This is a genomic window from Streptomyces afghaniensis (assembly GCF_044327915.1).
GTDB classification, from domain to species: domain Bacteria; phylum Actinomycetota; class Actinomycetes; order Streptomycetales; family Streptomycetaceae; genus Streptomyces; species Streptomyces afghaniensis.
In genome coordinates this window covers 576,728-598,881 of the sequence record NZ_JBIRGJ010000006.1, presented here as the reverse complement: position 1 = coordinate 598,881, position 22,154 = coordinate 576,728, and the positions used below count along the sequence as shown (strand labels likewise).

The window sequence follows — 22,154 nt, the reverse complement described above, 5'->3', positions numbered from 1 at the left end:
CGGCGAGCCCAGGAGGCCCACATGACGATCAAGGTCGTACGGGGCAACCCGACCCCTGAGGAGCTGGCCGCCGCCCTGGCGGTGGTCAGGGCGCGCGCCGCGGCGGCGGCCGCAACGCCGCCCGGCGCGCCGGCCACCCGCGACTCCTGGTCCGACCCGTCCCGCATCGCGGCCCACCGCCTGCCCCAGCCGGGCCCGGCGGCGTGGGGCCGCACCTACTGGCCGGGCTGACCCCTAGGGGTGGGGGCCGGGACAAGTTGAGTACTCGTACTCAGGCGTCGCCCCCACCCCCGGTCCGACGATGGAAGGCATGCTGTGGTCCGACCCCGAGAACGAACCGCCGAAAGAGCTGCGGGACACGCAGGACATGCTCCGGCGGCTGGGCGTTCTCATGGCGTTGGCCATGGTGCTGGCGATGATCGTGATCGGCGTGAGGTGAGAGGCGACAGGTGACGCCGATACGCTGAACGCATGACAGATCAGCCGCGCCGCCGACTCGTCCTCGCCTCCCAGTCCCCCGCCCGGCTCGGCCTGCTCCGCCAGGCCGGTCTCGCCCCCGAGGTGATCGTGAGCGGCGTCGACGAGGACGCCGTCACCGCACCCACCCCCGCCGAGCTGGCGCTCGCCCTGGCCGAGGCGAAGGCCTCCGTCGTGGCGGCCCGGCCGGAGGCCAAGGGCGCGATCGTGATCGGCTGCGACTCGGTGCTCGACCTGGACGGCCAGGCCCTCGGCAAGCCCGAGGACGCCGAGGAGGCCACCGCCCGCTGGAAGGCGATGCGCGGACGCGCCGGAACCCTCCAGACCGGCCACTGCGTCTACGACACGCTCTCCGGCCGCTACGCCTCCGCCACCGCGTCGACCGTCGTCCATTTCGGCGACCCCACCGACGAGGAGATCGCCGCCTACGTCGCCTCCGGCGAACCCCTCTACGTCGCCGGGGCGTTCACGCTGGACGGCCGCTCGGCCCCGTTCATCGACGGCATCGACGGCGACCACGGCAACGTGATCGGCATCAGCCTGCCCCTCGTACGGCGGCTCCTCGCGGAACTGGGCGTCGGGATCACGGAGTTGTGGGCGCCGGGGGAGAAGTGACCGGGGAGCCGTCGCCGCCCGCCCCGTCCTGGGGCGCGGCATCGGCGGGCTCGGCCGGACGGTCGTAGGTCATCAGCAGCAGCACGATCAGGGCGAGCACCAGCACCATGAACAGGAACGCCGGCCAGCCCACGAGCCCCCAGGTGAAGGCGCCCAGCAGCGCGTGCACGACCGCCGCGCTGATCAGCAGCACCCGCCCGAAGCCCGCCGGGGGCCGGTCCCGCAGCGCCACGAGCAGGGCGACCAGGCCGCACAGCGCGAAGTAGAGGCCGAAGGCGATCCCGCCGATCTTCGACGACACGGACATCATGTGCGGGTCGAGCCCGGCCAGGGACATGTCCTGCCGGTCGACGACGACGCCGAGGAACCAGTTCAGCGCGGCGATGCCGAGCGCCTCACCGAAGAGCAACACCGCCACGATCCACGCCACCGGCCTGCGCACCACCGGGCCCACCCACTTACCCCTAGTACGTTCGAGACATCGCGAACGCTACTAACGAGTAAACCCTGGGACAAGGGTTCTGCGGCGGGCAAAGAATCATTGGGCCATTCGTAGGGACTCCACAAAGAAACCGAGTGGCCCGCAGCACGTGATGACAGAGACCTTGACCACAGGGGAGGGCTAGGGTTTCCCGGAGGAGCACTGCGTATCGCGGTGCGACAAGGGATTTTGCGGGTCGAGCGAGCCTCGCATCACGCTCCGTGTGGGCAAGCTCACCACTGGGGACGGGTCGAAGTGCCGTGTCGGCAGTCCCTAAACTCGGCTTGTTTCAAGGAGGGAGCCTCATCGTGCGCAAGGTGCTCATCGCCAACCGTGGCGAAATCGCTGTCCGCGTGGCCCGGGCCTGCCGGGATGCCGGCATCAAGAGCGTGGCCGTCTACGCCGACCCGGACCGGGACGCTCTGCATGTCCGCGCCGCGGATGAGGCGTTCGCCCTGGGCGGTGACACGCCGGGCACCAGTTACCTCGACATCGAGAAGGTGCTGAAGGCCGCCCGCGAGTCGGGCGCGGACGCGATCCACCCCGGCTACGGCTTCCTCTCCGAGAACGCGGACTTCGCGCAGGCGGTCCTGGACGCGGGCCTGATCTGGATCGGCCCGCCCCCGCAGGCGATCCGCGACCTGGGCGACAAGGTCGCGGCCCGGCACATCGCGCAGCGCGCGGGCGCCCCGCTGGTGGCGGGCACGCCCGACCCGGTGTCCGGCGCGGAGGAGGTCGTCGCCTTCGCCGAGCAGCACGGTCTGCCGATCGCCATCAAGGCGGCGTTCGGCGGTGGCGGCCGCGGTCTGAAGGTCGCGCGCACGCTGGAAGAGGTCCCGGAGCTGTACGACTCGGCGGTCCGCGAGGCCGTGGCGGCCTTCGGCCGGGGCGAGTGCTTCGTCGAGCGCTACCTCGACAAGCCGCGCCACGTGGAGACCCAGTGCCTGGCCGACCAGCACGGCAACGTGGTCGTGGTGTCCACGCGTGACTGCTCCCTGCAGCGCCGGCACCAGAAGCTGGTCGAGGAGGCGCCCGCCCCCTTCCTGTCCGACGCGCAGGTGGAGCAGCTGTACTCGGCCTCCAAGGCGATCCTGAAGGAAGCCGGCTACGTCGGTGCCGGCACGGTCGAGTTCCTCGTCGGCAACGACGGCACGATCTCCTTCCTGGAGGTCAACACCCGCCTCCAGGTCGAGCACCCGGTCACCGAGGAGGTCGCCGGCATCGACCTCGTCCGGGAGATGTTCCGCATCGCCGACGGCGAGGAGCTCGGTTACGACGACCCGGCGCTGCGGGGGCACTCCTTCGAGTTCCGCATCAACGGCGAGGACCCGGGCCGCAACTTCCTGCCGGCCCCCGGCACGGTCACGACGTTCGCCCCGCCGTCCGGCCCGGGTGTCCGTCTGGACGCGGGCGTGGAGTCCGGGTCGGTCATCGGTCCGGCGTGGGACTCCCTGCTGGCCAAGCTGATCGTCACCGGCCGCACGCGCAAGGAGGCCCTGGAGCGGGCCGCGCGTGCTCTGGAGGAGTTCCAGGTCGAGGGCATGGCGACGGCGATCCCGTTCCACCGTGCGGTGGTGCGGGACCCGGCGTTCGCACCCGAGCTCACCGGCTCGTCCGACCCGTTCACGGTCCACACCCGCTGGATCGAGACGGAGTTCGTCAACGAGATCAAGCCGTTCGCGGCGGCAGCGGACGCCCTGGAGGCGGACGAGGAGCCGGGGCGCGAGACGGTGGTCGTCGAGGTCGGCGGCAAGCGCCTGGAGGTCTCCCTCCCGGTGTCCCTGGGCATGTCCCTGGCGCGCACGGGCCTCGCGGCCGGGGCCAAGCCCAAGCGCCGCGCGGCGAAGAAGTCGGGCCCCGCCGCCTCCGGCGACACCCTCGCCTCCCCGATGCAGGGCACGATCGTCAAGGTCGCGGTGGAGGAGGGCCAGGAGGTCAAGGAAGGCGACCTGATCGTCGTCCTGGAAGCCATGAAGATGGAGCAGCCCCTCAACGCCCACAAGTCCGGCACGATCAAGGGCCTCAGCGCGGACATCGGCGCGTCGGTCACGTCGGGCGCGGCGATCTGCGAGATCAAGGACTGAGCGGGCAGAACGGTCGACGCCTACGGCGCGTCCCCGAACCGGGGCCGCGCCGGGGTGCCGTCAACTGAGCTACGGCCCTGGCTGCGCCTGGCTGCGGGCACTCGTGCCGCTGAGGGCGGCACGGGTGTCGGACAACCAACAGCACCCGGACCGACGCCCGGCGCCCTCAACGCCGACGCAGATCCGCAACCCTCGCCCGCTCCGCCCCAGGACTCTGCTCCCCGAGCATCGCGGCGGACCGCAACCCACTCCCCGCTCCCGCCCCCGGCACCTGCCGCCGAGGCCCGGGCAACGGCACGTCCCGACGCTGCTGACGCGCCGGAGCGGCATCACCCCCGGGCCCTCCCGCCCCCGCAGAACCCCCCGGCGCCCCCGCGACAGCGATCTGCACTCCCTGATCGGCGAGCGCCTGAAGCTCCGTGGCCGCACGGTCGTCGTGGGCGGGCGGCTCGTCCGTCACGAGGCGCGTGATGAGATCCGTCGGCACGGTCTGGAACATCGTGTCCGTCCCGAGCTTGGTGTGGTCCGCGAGGACCACCACCTCCGCGGCGGCCTGCACCAGCGCCCGGTCGACCGACGCCGACAGCATGTTGGACGTGGACAGCCCGCGCTCCGCGGTCAGACCGCTCCCGGACAGGAACGCCCGTGACACGCGCAGCCCGTGCAGGGACTGCTCGGCACCGCTGCCGACCAGCGCGTAGTTCGAGCCGCGGAGCGTACCGCCGGTCATCACGACCTCGACCCGGTTGGCATGGGCCAGTGCCTGTGCGACCAGCAGTGAGTTGGTGACGACCGTCAGCCCGGGCACCCGGGCGAGCCGGCGGGCCAGCTCCTGGGTCGTCGTACCCGCCCCGACCACGATCGCCTCGCCCTCCTCCACGAGGTTCGCGGCGAGGTCGGCGATGGCGGTCTTCTCGGCGGTCGCGAGATGAGACTTCTGCGGAAAGCCGGACTCCCGCGTGAAACCGCCCGGCAGTACCGCACCGCCGTGCCGGCGGTCGAGGAGTCCTTCTGCCTCCAGCGCGCGCACGTCCCGCCGTACGGTCACTTCGGAGGTCTGGACGACGCGGGCGAGCTCACGGAGCGACACGGCCCCGTTCGCTCGCACCATTTCGAGGATCAATTGGCGACGTTCTGCAGCGAACACGAAACTGACAGTAACGCCAGCGACCGTCTGCTTTCAGCAGTTTGCGCTGAATAGCAGAAGATGTTCGCACGGAGCAGCGGGAAGTGGTATAGGACCTAGTCCGGCCGCCTATGCCGTACGCATGGTCGAACACTCCGCGTGACCAGCGAGGATCCGGATCCGGCCTCAGCTCTCGCCGGTCTCCTTACGGGTGTGCAACTGCCGTGCCACCTCGGCGATCGAGCCCGACAACGAGGGATAGACGGTGAAGGCGTTCGCAATCTGTTCGACTGTCAGATTGTTGTCGACCGCGATCGAGATGGGGTGGATCAGTTCCGAGGCGCGCGGCGCCACGACCACACCACCGACCACGATCCCGGTCCCCGGCCGGCAGAAGATCTTGACGAAGCCGTCGCGGATGCCCTGCATCTTCGCGCGCGGGTTGCGCAGCAGCGGCAGCTTCACGACCCGGGCGTCGATCTTCCCGCCGTCGACGTCGGCCTGGGTGTAGCCGACGGTGGCGATCTCCGGGTCGGTGAAGACGTTCGACGAGACGGTCTTCAGGTTCAGCGGGGCCACGGCATCGCCCAGGAAGTGGTACATGGCGATACGCCCCTGCATGGCGGCCACCGACGCCAGGGCGAACACGCCCGTCACGTCACCGGCCGCGTACACGCCCGGAGCGGTCGTACGCGACACCCTGTCGGTCCAGATGTGACCGGACTCGCGCAGACGGACCCCGGCGTCCTCCAGGCCCATGCCCGCGCTGTTGGGAACGGCGCCGACGGCCATGAGGCAGTGCGACCCGGTGATGATCCGCCCGTCGGACAGGGTCACCTCGACCCGGTCCCCGACCCGCTTGGCGGACTGCGCCCGGGAACGCCCCATGACGTTCATGCCGCGCCGCCGGAAGACGTCCTCCAGCACGGCGGCCGCGTCCGGGTCCTCACCCGGCAGCACCCGGTCACGCGACGACACGAGCGTCACCCTCGACCCGAGCGCCTGATAGGCACCGGCGAACTCGGCACCGGTCACACCCGACCCGACCACGATCAGCTCCTCGGGGAGCTCGTCGAGGTCGTACACCTGGGTCCAGTTCAGGATCCGCTCACCGTCGGGCTGGGCGTCGGGCAGTTCCCGGGGATGCCCACCGGTGGCGATGAGCACGGCGTCCGCCGTAAGAGTCTCTTCGCTACCGTCAGCGGCGCGCACCACGACCTTGCGCGACCCGTCGAGCGCCTGCATGCCCTCCAGCCGTCCGCGTCCGCGCAGGACACGGGCCCCGGCACGCGTCACGGAGGCCGTGATGTCATGCGACTGGGCGAGCGCGAGCCGCTTCACACGCCGGTTGACCTTGCCCAGGTCCACCCCCACCACCCGGGCGGCCTGCTCCACGTGGGGAGTGTCGTCGGCGACGATGATGCCCAGTTCCTCGTACGACGAATCGAAGGTGGTCATCACCTCGGCCGTGGCGATCAGGGTCTTGGACGGCACGCAGTCGGTCAGCACCGACGCCCCGCCCAGACCGTCGCAGTCGACGACGGTCACCTCCGCGCCGAGTTGAGCGGCCACCAGCGCCGCTTCGTATCCGCCGGGTCCGCCACCGATGATCACGATCCGAGTCACGTACCCCATTGTCCCGCACCCATCAACCTGGCACCGCCCCGGGGCCCGCCGCCGATGCGGCTCCGTTACGCGAGTGACTCCGGGGCACTGCCGTACCCTCTCCCCATGTCGCTCTACGCCGCGTACGCCGGCAACCTCGACGCGCGGCTGATGTCCCGCCGCGCCCCGCACTCGCCGCTGCGCGCCACCGGCTGGCTGAACGGGTGGCGGCTGACGTTCGGCGGCGAGCACATGGGCTGGGAGGGCGCCCTGCCGACGATCGTCGAGGACCCGGTCTCCCAGGTCTTCGTCGCGCTCTACGACATCGCCCCCATGGACGAGGAGTCGCTCGACCGCTGGGAGGGCGTGGGGCTCGACATCTACCGCCGCACACGCGTGCGGGTCCACACCCTGGAGGGTGACGAGCAGGCGTGGGCCTTCACCCTGAACGCGTACGAGGGCGGCCTGCCCTCGGCCCGCTACCTGGGCGAGATCGCCGACGCGGCCGAGTCGGCCGGCGCCCCGCACGACTACGTGATGGAACTGCGCAAGCGTCCCTGCTGAACCCGCTTCGTCGGAAACGACAAGACAACGATCGCCACCCCGTGAGGTCCACCATCTACGCGCGTAGGCAATCACCGGCTACCCTCGTGCGCGTGAACGCATCTCTTCTTCCGGACGACATCCAGGGCGACCCCCACGCCGCCGCCGACGCCGCCGCGGCCCGCCTGCGCGAACTCACGGGCGCCGAGACCCACGACGTCGCCCTCGTGATGGGCTCCGGCTGGGCTCCGGCCGTGGACGCCCTCGGCGCTCCCGAGGCCGAGCTCCAGGTCACCGAGCTGCCCGGCTTCCCGCCCCCGGCGGTCGAGGGCCACGGAGGCAAGATCCGCTCGTACCGGATCGGCAACAAGCGCGCCCTGGTCTTCCTCGGCCGTACGCACTACTACGAGGGCCGCGGCGTGGCGGCCGTCGCCCACGGCGTCCGAACCGCCGTGTCGGCCGGCTGCAAGACGATCGTCCTCACGAACGGCTGCGGCGGCCTGCGCGAGGGCATGCGCCCCGGCCAGCCGGTCCTCATCAGCGACCACATCAACCTCACCGCCACCTCCCCCATCATCGGCGCCAACTTCGTCGACCTCACCGACCTCTACTCCCCGCGCCTGCGGGCCCTGTGCAAGGAGGTCGACCCCACGCTGGAGGAGGGCGTCTACGCCCAGTTCCCCGGCCCGCACTACGAGACTCCGGCGGAGATCCGTATGGCCCGGGTCATCGGTGCGGACCTGGTGGGCATGTCGACGGTCCTCGAGGCGATCGCCGCGCGTGAGGCGGGTGCGGAGGTTCTGGGCATCTCCCTGGTGACGAACCTGGCGGCGGGCATGACCGGGGAGCCGCTGAACCACGAGGAGGTTCTGCAGGCGGGCCGGGATTCGGCGACGCGCATGGGTTCGCTGCTCGCCCAGGTCCTGGGACGCCTGTAAGCAACCCGGGGTCCGGGGGCGGGTCCACAGCCGGGCGTTGCACGATTGCCGGCAGCCGAGCCGAGACGCGCACCCGCCGACGGCGAGAAGGGGCCGTGTCGGGGGGTGTCCGCCCGCAGCGGTTGGCGCGTCAACGGACGGTTAGTCGGTACGCAACCCCATCGCGCCGTTCCGAGGACGGACACCCCCCGGCGCGGCCCCGCCCCACCACCGCCGCGCAGGCGCAAGCCCGCACCCCCACCGAAGCAGCCACGGGCCGCCGCAGGCACCCGCACCACCACAACCGAGAGGCTGACACAGACCGTGCACGACGAACTCACCGCACAGGCCCAGGCGTGGCTCACCGAGGACCCCGACCCGGAAACCCGCACCGAGCTCGCCCGCCTCATCGACGCCCAGGACCACACCGAACTCGCCGCCCGCTTCAGCGGCACCCTCCAGTTCGGCACCGCCGGCCTCCGCGGCGAACTCGGCGCCGGCCCCATGCGCATGAACAGCTCGGTCGTCATCCGCGCGGCCGCCGGCCTCGCCGCCTACCTCAAGAAGCAGGGACACCACGACGGCCTCGTCGTCATCGGCTACGACGCCCGCCACAAGTCGCGCGACTTCGCCCACGACACCGCCGCCGTCATGACCGGCGCCGGCCTCCGCGCCGCCGTCCTTCCCCGCCCCCTCCCCACCCCCGTTCTCGCCTTCGCGACAAGGCACCTCGGCGCGGTCGCGGGCGTGGAGGTCACCGCCAGCCACAACCCGCCCCGCGACAACGGCTACAAGGTCTACCTCGGCGACGGCTCCCAGATCGTCCCCCCGGCGGACATCGACATCGCCGCGGAGATCGCCGCCGTCCCGTCCCTCACCACCGTCCGGCGCCCCACCGAAGGCTGGCAGACCCTCGACGAGAGCGTCCTCGACGCCTACCTCGCCCGCACCGACGCCGTACTGTCCAAGGATTCCCCCCGCACCGCCCGCACGGTGTACACGGCGATGCACGGCGTCGGCAAGGAAGTCCTCCTCGCCGCCTTCGCCCGCGCCGGCTTCCCGGAACCGGCCCTGGTGACGGAGCAGGCCGATCCCGACCCGGACTTCCCGACCGTCGCGTTCCCCAACCCGGAGGAGCCCGGCGCGATGGACCTGGCGTTCGCGAAGGCCCGCGCGACGACCCCCGCCCCCGACTTGATCATCGCCAACGACCCGGACGCGGACCGCTGCGCCGTCGCCGTACCGGACGGCCAGGACGGCGCCGGCTGGCGCATGCTCCGCGGCGACGAGGTCGGCGCCCTGCTCGCCGCCCACCTGGTCCGCCGCGGAGCGACCGGCACCTTCGCGGAGTCGATCGTCTCCTCCTCCCTCCTCGGCCGTATCGCCCAGAAGGCCGGCCTCCCCCACGTCGAAACCCTCACCGGCTTCAAGTGGATCGCCCGCGCGGAGGGCCTGCGCTACGGCTACGAGGAGGCCCTCGGCTACTGCGTCGACCCGGACGGCGTACGCGACAAGGACGGCATCACGGCCGCGCTCCTGATCACGGAACTGGCGTCGCAGCTCAAGGAGGAGGGCCGCACGCTCCTCGACCTCCTCGACGACCTGGCCGTGGAACACGGCCTGCACGCCACGGACCAGCTCTCGGTCCGCGTGGAGGACCTCTCCCTCATCACGGCCGCGATGCGCCGCCTGCGCGAACAGCCCCCGACCGAACTCGCCGGCCTGCCGATCACCCGCACCGACGACCTGACCCAGGGCACGGACACCCTCCCGCCCACCGACGGCCTGCGCTACACCCTCGACGGCGCCCGGGTGATCGTCCGCCCGAGCGGCACGGAACCGAAGCTGAAGTGCTACCTGGAGGTCGTGCTCCCGGTGGCGACCCACGCCGCCCTCCCCGAGGCCCGCGCACAGGCGACGGCCCTGCTGGAGTCGATCAAGCGCGACCTGTCGACGGCGGCGGGCATCTGACCGCACCCCCGGTCGGACACTGACGGGTCGGCCCCACCGAAGCCGAGCGCCCCCGGCCCGGGGCCGGCCCCGTCAGCCCACGGTCCCTCAACCCACCACCAGCAGAATCAACACCAACAACGCCCCGGCAACCGCCGGCCCCATCACCTCGTACGCCCACCGCACGGTCACCTCCCCCTGCGCCGTCTCCGCCCGGTGCCGCGCCTCGTGCAGCCCCCGCAGCTCATCCATGATCCGGTCGGTCTCCGCCCGCGCGGGCCCGTCCGCCACCGGGCCTCCACCGAGGCCCTGCCCAGGCCCCGAACCCAGCCCCGCACGCATCCCGAGCGCACTTCCGCGCCCCTCGTCCCGCCCCATCTCCCGGCGTGCCTGCGCGGTCGCCCGCATCTCACGCCGTGCGGCCTTCTTGCGGGCGCGCAGCGAGACGGGCACGGCCCACAGCTGGTACTTCGCGCCGGACTCGGTGAGGACCTCGTTCGAGTAGGAGGACTTCAGCGAGGCGACCTGCCCCCAGGGGACCACGACGACGCGGAACGGGTTGCGGATACGCAGCCGGTCGTCACCCGCGTACACGGCGGGCCGCAGCGTGAACGCGACGACCAGCGGCACGACCAGGATCAGCACGGCGAGCGCCATCCACGGCGTCCGCCCCTCGCCCGAGACGATCGCGTCGATGCCGAGCCACCCGGCGATGGCGAGCAGCAGCGCGCCACCGGCGATGGCCGGAACCGACCGGTACACCCGGTCCTTGGACTCGGGCTCCGGAGGCTGCGGCGCGGGCGACTGGGACTCGGGGCTCGTCATGCCCCGATTCTGCCGGACCGGCCCTCGAGCACCCACCGCACCCCACCACCACGACCGGCCCACACCACCCCGCACCGCCTCACTCCCCGACCAAAGCCGGGGGCTGTACAGCCGCTACGCGCGTAGATATGCTCGTCTGGTGACCATGCCCAGTTCTGCACTCACCGCAGCTCACCCCCTCAAGGACGTCACCTCGTCCGACAACGCGCTGCGCCGCTTCCTCCACGGGCTCCCGGGCGTCGACGCGGTCGGTCTCGAGGGGCGCGCGGCCTCCCTCGGTACGCGTTCGATCAAGACGACCGCGAAGGCGTACGCCATCGACCTCGCCATCTCGATGGTCGACCTGACGACGCTGGAAGGCGCGGACACCCCCGGCAAGGTCCGGGCGCTCGGCGCGAAGGCGGTCCGGCCCGACCCGACCGACCGTACGACGCCCACGACGGCCGCCGTCTGCGTCTACCCCGACATGGTGGCCGTGGCCAAGGAGGCCGTCGCCGGCTCCGGCGTCAAGGTCGCCTCCGTCGCCACGGCGTTCCCGGCCGGCCGTGCCCCGCTCACCGTCAAGCTGGCCGACGTCCGTGAGGCCGTCGCCGCGGGCGCCGACGAGATCGACATGGTCATCGACCGCGGGGCGTTCCTCTCGGGCCGATACTTGAAGGTGTACGACGAGATCACCGCCGTGAAGGAGGCCTGCGGCACGTCCGCGCGCCTGAAGGTCATCTTCGAGACGGGCGAGCTGTCGACGTACGACAACATCCGCCGCGCGAGCTGGCTCGGGATGCTGGCGGGCGCGGACTTCATCAAGACGTCCACCGGAAAGGTCGCCGTCAACGCGACCCCGGCGAACACGCTCCTCATGCTGGAGGCGGTACGTGACTTCCGTGCACAGACCGGCATCCAGGTCGGCGTGAAGCCGGCCGGCGGCATCCGCACCTCCAAGGACGCCATCAAGTTCCTCGTCCTGGTCAACGAGACCGCCGGCGGGGACTGGCTGGACAACCACTGGTTCCGCTTCGGCGCCTCCTCGCTGCTCAACGACCTGCTGATGCAGCGCCAGAAGCTGGCCACCGGCCGCTACTCCGGCCCCGACTACGTGACGGTGGACTGATCACCATGGCATCGGTATTCGAATACGCCCCGGCCCCGGAGTCTCGCGCGATCGTCGACATCGCGCCGTCCTACGGCCTGTTCATCGACGGCGAGTTCACCGAGGCGGCGGACGGCAAGGTCTTCAAGACGGTCAGCCCCTCCTCCGAAGAGGTCCTCGCCGAGATCGCCCAGGCGGGCGAGGCGGACGTGGACCGCGCCGTACAGGCCGCCCGCAAGGCCTTCGAGAAGTGGTCGGCGCTGCCCGGCTCGGAGCGCGCCAAGTACCTGTTCCGCATCGCGCGGATCATCCAGGAGCGCTCCCGCGAGCTCGCCGTCCTCGAAACCCTCGACAACGGCAAGCCGATCAAGGAGACCCGCGACGCGGACCTCCCCCTGGTCGCGGCGCACTTCTTCTACTACGCGGGCTGGGCCGACAAGCTCGACCACGCCGGCTTCGGCGCGAACCCCCGGCCCCTCGGTGTCGCGGGCCAGGTCATCCCCTGGAACTTCCCGCTGCTGATGCTGGCGTGGAAGATCGCGCCCGCCCTCGCGACCGGCAACACGGTCGTCCTGAAGCCGGCCGAGACCACCCCGCTCTCGGCGCTCTTCTTCGCGGACATCTGCCGCCAGGCGGGCCTGCCGAAGGGCGTCGTCAACATCCTCCCCGGCTACGGCGGCGCGGGAGCTGCGCTGGTGGCCCACCCGGACGTGAACAAGGTCGCCTTCACCGGCTCCACGGCCGTCGGCAAGGAGATCGCCCGCACGGTCGCCGGCACCCGCAAGAAGGTCACGCTCGAACTGGGCGGCAAGGGCGCCAACATCGTCTTCGACGACGCTCCCGTCGACCAGGCCGTCGAGGGCATCGTCAACGGCATCTTCTTCAACCAGGGCCAGGTCTGCTGCGCCGGCAGCCGCCTGCTGGTGCAGGAGTCGATCCACGACGAGCTCCTCGACTCCCTCAAGCGCCGCCTGTCGACCCTCCGCCTCGGCGACCCGCTCGACAAGAACACCGACATCGGCGCGATCAACTCCGAGGAGCAGCTCACGCGCATCACCTCGCTCGTCGAGCAGGGCGAGGCGGAGGGCGCCGAGCGCTGGTCACCGGCCTGCGAACTGCCGGAGAGCGGCTACTGGTTCGCCCCGACGCTGTTCACGAACGTCACCCAGGCGCACACCGTCGCCCGCGACGAGATCTTCGGCCCGGTGCTGTCGGTGCTGACGTTCCGCACGCCGGACGAGGCGGTCGCCAAGGCCAACAACACGCCGTACGGCCTCTCCGCCGGCATCTGGACGGAGAAGGGCTCCCGCATCCTGGCGGTCGCGAACAAGCTCCGCGCGGGCGTCGTCTGGTCCAACACGTTCAACAAGTTCGACCCGACCTCGCCGTTCGGCGGATACAAGGAGTCGGGCTTCGGCCGCGAGGGCGGCCGCCACGGCCTGGAGGCGTACCTCGATGTCTGACACGCGACTCAGTGTCCTCAAGACCTACAAGCTGTACGTGGGCGGCAAGTTCCCGCGTTCCGAGAGCGGCCGGGTGTACGAGGTGACCGACGCAAAGGGCAACTGGCTGGCCAACGCGCCCCTCTCCTCCCGCAAGGACGCCCGTGACGCGGTCGTCGCGGCCCGCAAGGCGTTCGGCGGCTGGTCCGGGGCGACGGCGTACAACCGCGGCCAGGTCCTGTACCGCGTCGCGGAGATGCTGGAGGGCCGCCGCGACCAGTTCGCGCGTGAGGTGGCCGACGCCGAGGGGCTGTCGAAGTCGAAGGCGGCGGCGGTCGTGGACGCGACGATCGACCGCTGGGTCTGGTACGCGGGCTGGACCGACAAGATCGCCCAGGTGGTCGGCGGCGGCAACCCGGTGGCTGGCCCGTTCTTCAACCTCTCCTCCCCCGAGCCGACGGGCGTGGTCGCGGTCCTGGCCCCGCAGGAGTCGTCCTTCCTGGGCCTGGTGTCGGTGCTGGCCCCGGTGATCGCGACCGGCAACACGGCGGTCGTGGTGGCGAGCGAGAAGTCCCCGCTGCCCGCGCTGTCCCTCGCCGAGGTGCTGGCCACCTCGGACGTCCCCGGCGGCGTGGTCAACGTCCTGTCGGGCCGTACGGCGGAGATCGCGACCCCGCTGGCCGCCCACCAGGACGTCAACGCGATCGACCTCGCGGGCGCGGACGAGGCCCTCGCGAAGGAACTGGAGATCGCCGCGGCCGACAACCTCAAGCGCGTCCTCCGTCCACAGCCTGTGGATTACACGGAGACTCCCGGCACCGACCGCATGACGGCGTTCCTGGAGACGAAAACGGTCTGGCACCCCACGGGGTCACTGGGCGCGTCCGGTTCCTCGTACTAGACCGCCCCTCACAGCGGAAGCCCCGGCCCTCCTCCGTCCGGAAGGGCCGGGGCTTCTCTCGTGTGCGCCTGTCGCCGTGCACGGCCTACCGCGAGAGCGCCCCCGCCGCCTGCCCCGCCACCGGGACGCTCTCGACCGACGGCGCCTGCGCCACCGGCCCCGTCAGCTCCCGGGACTGCACCGGCTTGAAGTCGGCGACCTCGGTGCCGACGCCGTTGTCGAGCGGGTCGACTCCCGTGCCGGCGAGGGGGTTGGGCTTGAGGTTCCTGGCCGCGCCGGTGGCATGGCCGACGGAGCCGGTGGCGGCCCGGACGGCGGTCTGGGGGTCGGTCCTGCCGAGGGAGGTGTGGACCACGTCCAGGACCGAGCCGGGCCCCGCAGCCGCGGCCGTCGCCGCCCCCGCTCCCAGCGCCACCCCCGTGGTCGCGAGGACGGCCAGGGCACGCTGGACGGTCGGCTTCTTGGAAGAGTCGTGTCGGGCCATCGCTGCCACCTTCTGATGCACTTGGTAATCGATTCGACACAAAGGGTAGTTGAGGTGTGACGCGCACATCAAAGCCGACCCGCGGGGTCGTACGGCCCCCGATGGATGCCTCACACTGGTGTCCCGTGAGTTCCCCTCTGGCCATACCGACGCGAGTCGTGCTGCTCTGCGGCCCATCCGGCTCCGGCAAGTCCCTCCTCGCGGCCCGCTCCGGCCTCCCGGTGCTGCGGCTCGACGACTTCTACAAGGAGGGCGACGACCCGACGCTGCCGTTGGTGGCGGGGAGTTCGGACATCGACTGGGACCATCCGGGGTCGTGGGACGCGGACACGGCCGTCGCCGCGATCACCCGGCTGTGCCGCACGGGCCGTACGGACGTCCCGGTCTACGACATCGCGCGCAGCGCCCGCACCGGCACGGAGACGGTGGACATCGGGCGGACCCCGTTGTTCATCGCGGAGGGCGTCTTCGCCGCGGAGATCGTCGCGCACTGCCGGGAGCTCGGCGTCCTCGCCGACGCGCTGTGCCTGAGCCGCGGCCCGGTGAAGACGTTCCGCCGCCGCTTCCTGCGGGACCTGAAGGAGGGCCGCAAGTCGTGGCCGTTCCTGCTGCGCCGCGGCTGGCGTCTCATGCGGGAGGAGCGCTCGATCGTCGCCCGCCAGACCGCGCTGGGCGCGTACGCCTGCGACCGCGACGAGGCGATGGGCCGGCTGGCGGCCGCGGCGGCGGGCCGGTGCGCGAGCCTCGGTACGGCGGCCTAGGCAACGAAAAGCGGGACTGGACGGACCCCCCGGCCCTCCAGTCCCGCTCTTGTGCTCCCCCGTATTACTCCCCCGTTGTCCTCCCCCGTGTTCCCCCCGCTGTCCTGAGGAGACGCCCCCCAGCGTCTCCGCAGTTCCCCCGCCGGCCCCGGTTCCAGTCCCCCGTGGGGCCCTTTTGGTGCTCCCCCCCGACCTTCAGGCGACCAGCTCGCCGAAGGCGTCCTCCTCGTCACGGCCGAAGCTGAGGACCTCGTCCTCGCGCAGCCGGCGGAGCGACCGCCAGATGCTGGACTTCACCGTGCCGACACTGATGTCGAGGATCTCCGCGATCTCCGGGTCCGTGCGGCCCTCGTAGTAGCGCAGGACCAGCATGGTGCGCTGGAGCTCGGGCAGCCGGGCCAGCGCCTGCCACAGGACCGCGCGCAGTTCGGTGCCGCGCATCGCGTCCGTGTCGCCGGGCGTCTCCGGCAGTTCCTCGGTCGGGTACTCGTTGAGCTTGCGGCGCCGCCAGGCGCTGATGTGCAGGTTGGTCATGGTGCGGCGGAGGTATCCGCCGACCGCGGCCTTGTCACTGATCCGGTCCCACGCCCGGTATGTCGAGAACAGCGCGCTCTGCAGCAGGTCCTCGGCCTCGAAGCGGTCGCCGGTGAGGTGGTAGGCGGTGGCGTACAGGGAGGCGCGGCGCTCCTGGACGTAGGCGGTGAACTCCGCCTCCGACAGCGAGCGGCGCTCCCCCGAGTCCTCCCTGTACGCGGCTCCCCCGTGAGCCCCCTTGATCTCCCCCGTAGGTGCGTCAACCACCGTCATGAACGCGGTGTGCTGACGCCCGGTGCCGCGAGCGCACCCCCGCCCGCTCACGGCACCGGACTTCTCGGAACCCCGGTTCACGTCGTGCAGACGCGTGACCACTGCGCTGGTGCTGGTGCCGTGCAGCGTGTTCATCTCGCGCCCCCCGTCGTGGACTTCCGGTGTGCGGCCCGCCGGTCGGGCGGGCTTTCCTGCTTGTGCCGAAAAGCTTGCCGCGGCACTTTCATGGCCGTGTCCGCCGACTGTCACAGAGCTGTCACAGGGGTCTGGGACAGGACGGGCACGGCCCGTACACAGGCGTCAGCGCTGTGCGCGGCCCCCATCTCGGCCCACAGGTCGAACCCCGACCCCTCCATGGGCCAGAATGTGCCCGTGCCTTCCCTGTTGCTGATCGAGGACGACGACGCCATCCGGACGGCCCTGGAGCTCTCACTGACGCGCCAGGGTCACCGAGTGGCGACCGCTGCCAGTGGTGAGGACGGTCTGAAGCTGCTGCGCGAGCAGCGGCCGGATCTGATCGTGCTGGACGTGATGCTGCCCGGCATCGACGGGTTCGAGGTGTGCCGGCGCATCCGGCGCACGGACCAGTTGCCGATCATTCTGCTGACCGCGCGCAGCGACGACATCGACGTGGTCGTCGGGCTGGAGTCCGGCGCCGACGACTATGTCGTCAAGCCGGTGCAGGGGCGGGTGCTGGACGCCCGGATCCGGGCCGTGCTGCGGCGCGGCGAACGGGAGTCCAACGACGCGGCGACGTTCGGCAGCCTCGTCATCGACCGCTCGGCGATGACCGTGACGAAGAACGGCGAGGACCTCCAGCTCACGCCGACCGAGCTGCGGCTGCTTCTGGAGCTGAGCCGGCGGCCGGGGCAGGCGCTGTCGCGGCAGCAGCTGCTGCGGCTGGTGTGGGAGCACGACTACCTGGGCGACTCGCGGCTCGTGGACGCGTGTGTCCAGCGGCTGCGCGCCAAGGTCGAGGACGTGCCCTCGTCCCCGACGCTGATCCGTACCGTGCGGGGTGTCGGTTACCGGCTGGATCCGCCTCAGTGACACAGCGGCACCACCAAGGGGGGGACCGCGGCTGGACCGCGGCGCGCAAGGGAGTTCTGTCGCGGCTGCGCTTCACCAGCCTGCGGCTGAGACTGGTCGTCGTCTTCGGCCTGGTGGCACTGACGGCCGCCGTGTCCGCGTCCGGCATCGCGTACTGGCTCAACCGCGAGGCGGTGCTCACGCGCGCCCAGGACGCCGTGCTGCGCGACTTCGAGCAGGAGATGCAGAACCGGGCCGGTGCGCTGCCCGAGCATCCGACGCAGGACGAGCTCCAGCACACCGCGGGCCAGATGGCCGGCAGCGACCAGCGCTTCAGCGTGCTGCTGGTCGCGAGCAACGCCGACGGCAGGACCGTCTACGGCAGCTCCGGAGGGCTGAGCGGCTTCTCGCTGCGGGACGTGCCGGTCTCGCTGCGCACGGCGGTGAACAAGACGCAGAAGGTCGACGGGTCCAACAAGCACCCGTACCACCTGTACTGGCAGCGGGTCGTCGACCACGACACGCCGTATCTCGTGGCCGGTACGCGGGTGATCGGCGGCGGCCCGACCGGTTACATGCTGAAGTCGCTGGAGCCGGAGGCGAAGGACCTCAACTCGCTGTCCTGGTCGCTGGGGATCGCCACGGGGCTGGCGCTGATCGGCTCGGCGCTGCTCGCGCAGGCCGCCGCGACCACCGTGCTGAAGCCGGTGCAGCGGCTCGGGGCGGCCGCGCGGCGGCTCGGCGAGGGCAAGCTGGACACCCGCCTCAGGGTGTCCGGGACCGACGAGCTCGCCGATCTGTCGCGGACGTTCAACAACGCGGCCGAGGCGCTGGAGAAGCGCGTCGCCGACATGGCCTCGCGGGACGAGGCGTCCCGGCGGTTCGTGGCCGACATGAGCCATGAACTGCGGACGCCGCTCACCGCCATCACCGCCGTGACGGAGGTGCTGGAGGAGGAGCTGGAGGCGGAGACCGGGAGCATGGACCCGATGATCGAGCCCGCCGTCCGGCTGGTGGTCAGCGAGACGCGGCGGCTGAACGACCTGGTCGAGAACCTGATGGAGGTCACCCGCTTCGACGCGGGGACGGCCCGGCTCGTCCTGGACGACGTCGACATCGCCGACCAGATCACCGCGTGCATCGACGCCCGCGCCTGGCTGGACGCGGTCGAACTGGACGCCGACCGCGGTATCCACGCCCGGCTGGATCCGCGCCGTCTGGACGTCATCCTGGCCAACCTGATCGGCAACGCGCTCAAGCACGGCGGCTCCCCGGTGCGGGTGTCCGTCCGCGAGGCCGACGACTCGCTCGTCATCGAGGTGCAGGACCACGGGCCCGGCATCCCCGAGGACGTCCTGCCGCACGTCTTCGACCGTTTCTACAAGGCCAGCGCCTCCCGGCCGCGCTCCGAGGGCAGCGGCCTGGGCCTGTCCATCGCCCTGGAGAACGCCCACATCCACGGCGGCGAGATCACCGCGGCCAACTCGCCCGACTCGGGCGCGGTGTTCACCCTGCGGCTCCCGCGCCACACGTACGCGCCGGGGGAACAGCCCGCCGAGGACGGGCACAAGCACGGGGACGACAACGGCCAGGACCAGGGCGCGGACTCGAAGGGGGACGCCTGATGACCACACGTCTCGTGTCCAGGGCTCGGATCGGTGCCGTGTCGGTGCTCGCCCTGCTGCTCGCCGGCTGCGGGATCCGGGCCACGGAGGTGCCGACGAACTTCGGGCCCGCGCCCTCGCGGGTGCGGTGTTCGCTCGCCGAGCCGGACGTGTCGACGCAGGCCGCCCGGGGGCTGCCGGTGCAGGTGTTCCTGCTGTGCGGGTCCTCGCTGGTGACCGTCGACCGGACCGTACGGGTCCCGGACGGCGCGGCCGACTCCGAGCGGCGGATGCTGGTGGCGCAGGGCCTGCTGGACCAGCTCGCGGAGCCGCCGTCGCCCGCCGAGAAGGAGGCCGGCTACAGCACGGACGTGCGCGGCGGCATCACCGTGAGCCGGCCCCGGCAACCCGAGGACACGCTGCGGCTGAGCATGGCGCCGGACACCCTCACCTCGTACGCCCTCGCCCAGATCGTCTGCACCTTCTCCGACTCGGCGGCCGCCGAGGGCGACGGCTCCGTGGTCCTGGGCGGCCCCGGCGCCGACTCCGCGCGCCGCTACGAGTGCACGGACGAGGTGCGGGCCCGCCCGGGCAGCAAGGAACCGCCCTCCAAGGACGCGGCCGGGGAGTGAGCCGGCCGGGCTCCGCCGGGGCTGTGGCGCATGCCTCACAGGCCGACCGGGGCCCATCCCGGAACCGATCCTGCCGGAGGCCGCGTCTTGGGGGGCGTGCGTCAAGGCTCCATCGGCGGCAGCGCCGCGTTCCGCATCCGTGTGACAGGAGGTGTCCTCCTCGTCGCACACCTCGCGTTCGTCGCCTGGCTCACGCTGCGGCCGCTGGACGTGCCCTGGGTGATGCCGGCCAACCTGCGGCCGTTCGACGGCATCCGGGCCGATCTCGCCCTGGGCTGGCCCGAGGCGGCCCGGCGGATCTGTGAGGGGCTGGCCCTGCTCGCCCCGCTGGGCGTGCTGCTGCCGATGGCGAGCGGCAGACTGGTCGTCTCGCCGCTGGCGTCCCTGCTGAACACCGTCACGGCCGGCGCCCTGCTGTCACTGGGCATCGAACTGCTCCAGACCGGCGTTCCCGGTCAGGTCGTCGACGTCGACTCGCTGTTCCTGAACACCATGGGCGTGGCCCTCGCGCATCTCGCGCTCGTCCCCGCCGGCCGCTCCTGGCTGCGCCGCCGCACCACCGCGCGTCCGCCCCGTACGCCCGTGCCCCCGGAGGAGCCGGCTCAGGGTCGGACCCCGACGATTCCCAGGGTCGGGATCGCCCCGTGGAGCGACGCTTTGCCCCCTTCGTCTCCGTAGCGTGGAGTGCAGATGGGGTACTCGGACGAGAGGCCTCACGACACCTCACGAAGGAGCCGCACATGTCACGCCTCGCCCGCCCCACCAACGGCCGCATGATCGGCGGAGTGTGCGCCGCGCTGGCACGGCGCTTCGGCACCTCCACGACGACGATGCGGGTGATCTTCCTGGTCTCGTGCCTGCTGCCCGGCCCGCAGTTCCTGCTGTACATCGCGCTGTGGATCCTGCTGCCCTCGGAGAGCAAGGTGCAGAACAAGGCACAGACGGCCTGGTAGCCACCCGTCGCGGAAACGCCGATGGGGCGCACCCCGTGTCCAGGGGTGCGCCCCGTCGGCGTGTGTGCGCCTGGGCGGGAGGGTCAGGCGACCGGAAGGCCGTTCGCCGGGAGCCCGCCGAGCAGCTTGGCGGCCGGGCCGGTCGGGCCCTGGGCGAGCAGCTGCCCGGCGACCGGCTGGGCGGCGGCGAGACCGGTGCCCGCCAGGGTCTGCCCCTGGCCCACCGCCTCGCCCGAGCCCGCCGGCAGCGTCCGGGAGAGCTGCTCCGCCGGGAGCGCCTGGGTGACGGTCTCCATCGCCTGGGCGGTGTCCGGGAGAGCCGGGGCGGCCTGGGCGGCGCCCGCACCGGTGGCGGCGAAGGCAGCACCGAGAGCGGCGACACCGAGGGACTTGGCAGCAGACTGCTTCATGAAAACGCGTCCTCGCAATGGGATGACGGGGTGTGTGAGCGGTGCGGCGACCGTAATCACGCGGCACCACCCGCCGCAAACATCGAAATGCGGACGGCTTGTGAACACCGTCCGCATTCCCTGTGTACCGACAGTCCCGGGATCAGTCCTCCGACGCCGCAGAACCGCTGGTGGAAGCGGTCTGCCGGAACAGCCATTCGGATTTCAGCTCGGCATAACCGGGCTTGATCACGTCATTGATCATGGCCAGTCGTTCATCGAAAGGAATGAACGCTGATTTCATCGCATTGACTGAGAACCACTGCATGTCGTCGAGCGTGTAAGCGAACGCCTCGACGAGGTGCTCGAATTCCCGGCTCATGCTCGTGTGGGACATCAGGCGGTTGTCCGTGTTCACCGTGGCCCGGAAGTGCAGCCGGCGCAGCAGCCCGATGGGGTGCTCGGCGTACGAGGCGGCCGCCCCGGTCTGGAGGTTGGAGCTCGGGCACAGCTCCAGCGGGATGCGCTTGTCCCGGACGTAGGAGGCGAGCCGCCCGAGTTCGATCCGGCCGTCCTCGTGGACCTGGATGTCGTCGATGATCCGCACCCCGTGCCCGAGCCGGTCGGCGCCGCACCACTGGAGGGCCTGCCAGATGGACGGCAGCCCGAAGGCCTCGCCGGCGTGGATGGTGAAGTGGTTGTTCTCGCGCTTGAGGTACTCGAAGGCGTCCAGGTGCCGGGTGGGCGGGTAGCCGGCCTCGGCCCCCGCGATGTCGAAGCCGACGACACCCAGGTCGCGGTAGCGGTTAGCGAGTTCGGCGATCTCCAGGGCGCGGGCCGCGTGCCGCATGGCGGTGAGCAGCGCGCCGACGCGGATGCGCAGGCCGTTCTCCCGGGCGCGGCGCTCCCCTTCCCGGAAGCCCTCGTTGACGGCCTCGACGACCTCTTCGAGGCTCAGACCGCCTTCGAGGTGCTGCTCGGGGGCGTAGCGCACCTCGGCGTAGACGACGCCGTCCGCGGCGAGGTCCTCGGCGCACTCGGCGGCGACCCGCACCAGGGCGTCGCGGGTCTGCATGACGCCGACGGTGTGGGAGAAGGTCTCCAAGTACCGTTCCAGGGATCCGGAGTCGGCGGCCTCGCGGAACCAGATGCCCAGCTTCTCCGGATCGCTCTCCGGGAGCTGGGTGTAGCCCGTCGCGCGGGCGAGCTCGATGATCGTGCCGGGGCGCAGACCGCCGTCGAGGTGGTCGTGCAGCAGGACCTTGGGCGCCCGGTGGATCTGGTCCGGTGTCGGGGTGTTCGCGATGGTCTGGCTCGTCATTTCCGCACTCTAACTCCTACGCGCGTAGATGGCGCGTTCCCGGATCCTTTACGTTTCCGTCGATACGTAACGGTGACCGCAAGGACGGGTCGAGTACACCCGGGCTTCTGACACTGTTCTG

At 71.4% G+C, this 22,154-nt stretch carries 24 protein-coding genes; 16 read left to right on the top strand and 8 right to left on the bottom strand.

Translation table 11 applies throughout. The features are described 5' to 3' along the window. Positions 1–21: 21 nt before the first annotated feature. From ACH4G3_RS25215 to ACH4G3_RS25205, 3 genes are all read left to right on the top strand, one after another. Entirely contained in the window at positions 22–231 is a 210-nt protein-coding gene (locus tag ACH4G3_RS25215; protein ID WP_031132777.1) for an acyl-CoA carboxylase epsilon subunit, read from the top strand. Between the two features lie 79 nt (positions 232–310). Then, positions 311–439, top strand: a complete 129-nt coding sequence (mmpB, locus tag ACH4G3_RS25210) for a morphogenic membrane protein MmpB (protein WP_010045609.1) — start codon at positions 311–313, stop codon at positions 437–439. A 32-nt stretch (positions 440–471) separates the two neighbouring features. Further along, the gene (locus tag ACH4G3_RS25205) at positions 472–1,092 is read left to right on the top strand and encodes a Maf family protein (protein WP_397626615.1); all 621 of its coding nucleotides are present in this window, start codon (positions 472–474) and stop codon (positions 1,090–1,092) included. On the opposite strand, the gene ACH4G3_RS25200 is transcribed toward ACH4G3_RS25205, so the two are convergent. Beyond that, positions 1,061–1,522, bottom strand: coding sequence for a hypothetical protein (locus ACH4G3_RS25200; RefSeq protein ID WP_397626614.1), 462 nt, complete (start codon positions 1,520–1,522; stop codon positions 1,061–1,063). The genes ACH4G3_RS25205 and ACH4G3_RS25200 overlap by 32 nt on opposite strands. 359 nt (positions 1,523–1,881) lie before the next feature. On the opposite strand from ACH4G3_RS25200, the gene ACH4G3_RS25195 reads away from it, so the two are divergent. Continuing rightward, positions 1,882–3,657, top strand: a complete 1,776-nt coding sequence (locus ACH4G3_RS25195) for an acetyl/propionyl/methylcrotonyl-CoA carboxylase subunit alpha (protein WP_397626613.1) — start codon at positions 1,882–1,884, stop codon at positions 3,655–3,657. 166 nt (positions 3,658–3,823) lie between these two features. Here ACH4G3_RS25195 and ACH4G3_RS25190 read toward each other — a convergent pair whose 3' ends face one another. Continuing rightward, entirely contained in the window at positions 3,824–4,804 is a 981-nt protein-coding gene (locus tag ACH4G3_RS25190; protein WP_397626612.1) for a DeoR/GlpR family DNA-binding transcription regulator, read from the bottom strand. A gap of 165 nt (positions 4,805–4,969) precedes the next feature. After that, on the bottom strand, positions 4,970–6,418 hold the full coding sequence (locus ACH4G3_RS25185; RefSeq protein ID WP_397626611.1) for an NAD(P)H-quinone dehydrogenase: 1,449 nt from the start codon (positions 6,416–6,418) through the stop codon (positions 4,970–4,972). Positions 6,419–6,514: 96 nt separating this feature from the next. On the opposite strand from ACH4G3_RS25185, the gene ACH4G3_RS25180 reads away from it, so the two are divergent. From ACH4G3_RS25180 to ACH4G3_RS25170, 3 genes are all read left to right on the top strand, one after another. Beyond that, a complete protein-coding gene (locus ACH4G3_RS25180) occupies positions 6,515–6,952 on the top strand; it encodes a gamma-glutamylcyclotransferase family protein (RefSeq protein ID WP_010045592.1) in 438 nt (145 codons plus the stop codon). Between the two features lie 92 nt (positions 6,953–7,044). Beyond that, positions 7,045–7,869, top strand: a complete 825-nt coding sequence (locus tag ACH4G3_RS25175; RefSeq protein ID WP_020274367.1) for a purine-nucleoside phosphorylase — start codon at positions 7,045–7,047, stop codon at positions 7,867–7,869. Positions 7,870–8,172: 303 nt separating this feature from the next. Further along, positions 8,173–9,819, top strand: a complete 1,647-nt coding sequence (locus tag ACH4G3_RS25170) for a phospho-sugar mutase (RefSeq protein ID WP_397626610.1) — start codon at positions 8,173–8,175, stop codon at positions 9,817–9,819. Between the two features lie 87 nt (positions 9,820–9,906). Here ACH4G3_RS25170 and ACH4G3_RS25165 read toward each other — a convergent pair whose 3' ends face one another. Continuing rightward, positions 9,907–10,623: a PH domain-containing protein gene (locus tag ACH4G3_RS25165; protein ID WP_397626609.1), complete on the bottom strand. Its 717-nt coding sequence runs from the start codon at positions 10,621–10,623 to the stop codon at positions 9,907–9,909. Positions 10,624–10,768: 145 nt separating this feature from the next. Here ACH4G3_RS25165 and deoC point away from each other — a divergent pair, with 145 nt between their 5' ends. The 3 genes from deoC to ACH4G3_RS25150 are packed head-to-tail and all read left to right on the top strand — an operon-like array spanning position 10,769 to position 14,053. Beyond that, the gene (deoC, locus tag ACH4G3_RS25160) at positions 10,769–11,731 is read left to right on the top strand and encodes a deoxyribose-phosphate aldolase (RefSeq protein ID WP_397626608.1); all 963 of its coding nucleotides are present in this window, start codon (positions 10,769–10,771) and stop codon (positions 11,729–11,731) included. Positions 11,732–11,736: 5 nt separating this feature from the next. Next, complete coding sequence (locus tag ACH4G3_RS25155) at positions 11,737–13,173, top strand: aldehyde dehydrogenase family protein (RefSeq protein WP_020274371.1); 1,437 nt, start codon at positions 11,737–11,739, stop codon at positions 13,171–13,173. Further along, positions 13,166–14,053 carry an aldehyde dehydrogenase family protein gene (locus ACH4G3_RS25150; protein ID WP_397626607.1) on the top strand — a complete coding sequence of 296 codons (888 nt, stop codon included), beginning with the start codon at positions 13,166–13,168 and terminating at the stop codon, positions 14,051–14,053. The genes ACH4G3_RS25155 and ACH4G3_RS25150 overlap by 8 nt, the downstream gene beginning before the upstream one ends. Positions 14,054–14,138: 85 nt before the next feature. Here the strand turns inward: ACH4G3_RS25150 and ACH4G3_RS25145 are convergent, their stop codons facing one another. Beyond that, on the bottom strand, positions 14,139–14,537 hold the full coding sequence (locus ACH4G3_RS25145) for a hypothetical protein (RefSeq protein ID WP_397626606.1): 399 nt from the start codon (positions 14,535–14,537) through the stop codon (positions 14,139–14,141). A gap of 101 nt (positions 14,538–14,638) precedes the next feature. Between ACH4G3_RS25145 and ACH4G3_RS25140 the strand changes: the two genes are divergently transcribed. Next, positions 14,639–15,298 carry a uridine kinase family protein gene (locus ACH4G3_RS25140; protein WP_397626727.1) on the top strand — a complete coding sequence of 220 codons (660 nt, stop codon included), beginning with the start codon at positions 14,639–14,641 and terminating at the stop codon, positions 15,296–15,298. A 195-nt stretch (positions 15,299–15,493) separates the two neighbouring features. On the opposite strand, the gene ACH4G3_RS25135 is transcribed toward ACH4G3_RS25140, so the two are convergent. Beyond that, positions 15,494–16,240, bottom strand: a complete 747-nt coding sequence (locus ACH4G3_RS25135) for a SigE family RNA polymerase sigma factor (protein WP_397626605.1) — start codon at positions 16,238–16,240, stop codon at positions 15,494–15,496. Positions 16,241–16,477: 237 nt separating this feature from the next. On the opposite strand from ACH4G3_RS25135, the gene afsQ1 reads away from it, so the two are divergent. The 5 genes from afsQ1 (at position 16,478) to ACH4G3_RS25110 (ending at position 20,323) form a co-directional block, all read left to right on the top strand. Further along, positions 16,478–17,155, top strand: a complete 678-nt coding sequence (gene afsQ1, locus ACH4G3_RS25130) for a two-component system response regulator AfsQ1 (RefSeq protein WP_010048893.1) — start codon at positions 16,478–16,480, stop codon at positions 17,153–17,155. Next, a complete protein-coding gene (locus ACH4G3_RS25125; RefSeq protein ID WP_397626604.1) occupies positions 17,152–18,759 on the top strand; it encodes an ATP-binding protein in 1,608 nt (535 codons plus the stop codon). The genes afsQ1 and ACH4G3_RS25125 overlap by 4 nt, the downstream gene beginning before the upstream one ends. Further along, positions 18,759–19,370: a hypothetical protein gene (locus ACH4G3_RS25120; RefSeq protein ID WP_397626603.1), complete on the top strand. Its 612-nt coding sequence runs from the start codon at positions 18,759–18,761 to the stop codon at positions 19,368–19,370. The genes ACH4G3_RS25125 and ACH4G3_RS25120 overlap by 1 nt, the downstream gene beginning before the upstream one ends. Before the next feature lie 141 nt (positions 19,371–19,511). Continuing rightward, positions 19,512–20,048, top strand: a complete 537-nt coding sequence (locus ACH4G3_RS25115; RefSeq protein WP_397626602.1) for a VanZ family protein — start codon at positions 19,512–19,514, stop codon at positions 20,046–20,048. A 62-nt stretch (positions 20,049–20,110) separates the two neighbouring features. Beyond that, positions 20,111–20,323 (top strand): PspC domain-containing protein, encoded by a 213-nt coding sequence (locus ACH4G3_RS25110; protein ID WP_397626601.1) that lies wholly within the window; start codon positions 20,111–20,113, stop codon positions 20,321–20,323. An 83-nt stretch (positions 20,324–20,406) separates the two neighbouring features. Here ACH4G3_RS25110 and ACH4G3_RS25105 read toward each other — a convergent pair whose 3' ends face one another. Both ACH4G3_RS25105 and ACH4G3_RS25100 read right to left on the bottom strand, forming a co-directional pair. Beyond that, positions 20,407–20,733, bottom strand: a complete 327-nt coding sequence (locus tag ACH4G3_RS25105; protein ID WP_397626600.1) for an ATP-binding protein — start codon at positions 20,731–20,733, stop codon at positions 20,407–20,409. A gap of 142 nt (positions 20,734–20,875) precedes the next feature. Further along, positions 20,876–22,033, bottom strand: a complete 1,158-nt coding sequence (locus ACH4G3_RS25100) for an adenosine deaminase (protein ID WP_397626599.1) — start codon at positions 22,031–22,033, stop codon at positions 20,876–20,878. Positions 22,034–22,154: the final 121 nt, after the last annotated feature.

Bases quoted from the DNA above. Each gene is read 5' to 3' on its own strand.
- ACH4G3_RS25215 (WP_031132777.1), top strand. From the start codon at position 22: ATGACGATCAAGGTCGTACGGGGCAACCCGACCCCTGAGGAGCTGGCC.
- mmpB (WP_010045609.1), top strand. From the start codon at position 311: ATGCTGTGGTCCGACCCCGAGAACGAACCGCCGAAAGAGCTGCGGGAC.
- ACH4G3_RS25205 (WP_397626615.1), top strand. From the start codon at position 472: ATGACAGATCAGCCGCGCCGCCGACTCGTCCTCGCCTCCCAGTCCCCC.
- ACH4G3_RS25185 (WP_397626611.1), bottom strand. From the start codon at position 6,418: ATGGGGTACGTGACTCGGATCGTGATCATCGGTGGCGGACCCGGCGGA.
- ACH4G3_RS25180 (WP_010045592.1), top strand. From the start codon at position 6,515: ATGTCGCTCTACGCCGCGTACGCCGGCAACCTCGACGCGCGGCTGATG.
- ACH4G3_RS25165 (WP_397626609.1), bottom strand. From the start codon at position 10,623: ATGACGAGCCCCGAGTCCCAGTCGCCCGCGCCGCAGCCTCCGGAGCCC.
- deoC (WP_397626608.1), top strand. From the start codon at position 10,769: ATGCCCAGTTCTGCACTCACCGCAGCTCACCCCCTCAAGGACGTCACC.
- ACH4G3_RS25155 (WP_020274371.1), top strand. From the start codon at position 11,737: ATGGCATCGGTATTCGAATACGCCCCGGCCCCGGAGTCTCGCGCGATC.
- ACH4G3_RS25150 (WP_397626607.1), top strand. From the start codon at position 13,166: ATGTCTGACACGCGACTCAGTGTCCTCAAGACCTACAAGCTGTACGTG.
- ACH4G3_RS25145 (WP_397626606.1), bottom strand. From the start codon at position 14,537: ATGGCCCGACACGACTCTTCCAAGAAGCCGACCGTCCAGCGTGCCCTG.
- ACH4G3_RS25140 (WP_397626727.1), top strand. From the start codon at position 14,639: ATGGATGCCTCACACTGGTGTCCCGTGAGTTCCCCTCTGGCCATACCG.
- ACH4G3_RS25135 (WP_397626605.1), bottom strand. From the start codon at position 16,240: ATGAACACGCTGCACGGCACCAGCACCAGCGCAGTGGTCACGCGTCTG.
- ACH4G3_RS25120 (WP_397626603.1), top strand. From the start codon at position 18,759: ATGACCACACGTCTCGTGTCCAGGGCTCGGATCGGTGCCGTGTCGGTG.
- ACH4G3_RS25110 (WP_397626601.1), top strand. From the start codon at position 20,111: ATGTCACGCCTCGCCCGCCCCACCAACGGCCGCATGATCGGCGGAGTG.
- ACH4G3_RS25105 (WP_397626600.1), bottom strand. From the start codon at position 20,733: ATGAAGCAGTCTGCTGCCAAGTCCCTCGGTGTCGCCGCTCTCGGTGCT.
- ACH4G3_RS25100 (WP_397626599.1), bottom strand. From the start codon at position 22,033: ATGACGAGCCAGACCATCGCGAACACCCCGACACCGGACCAGATCCAC.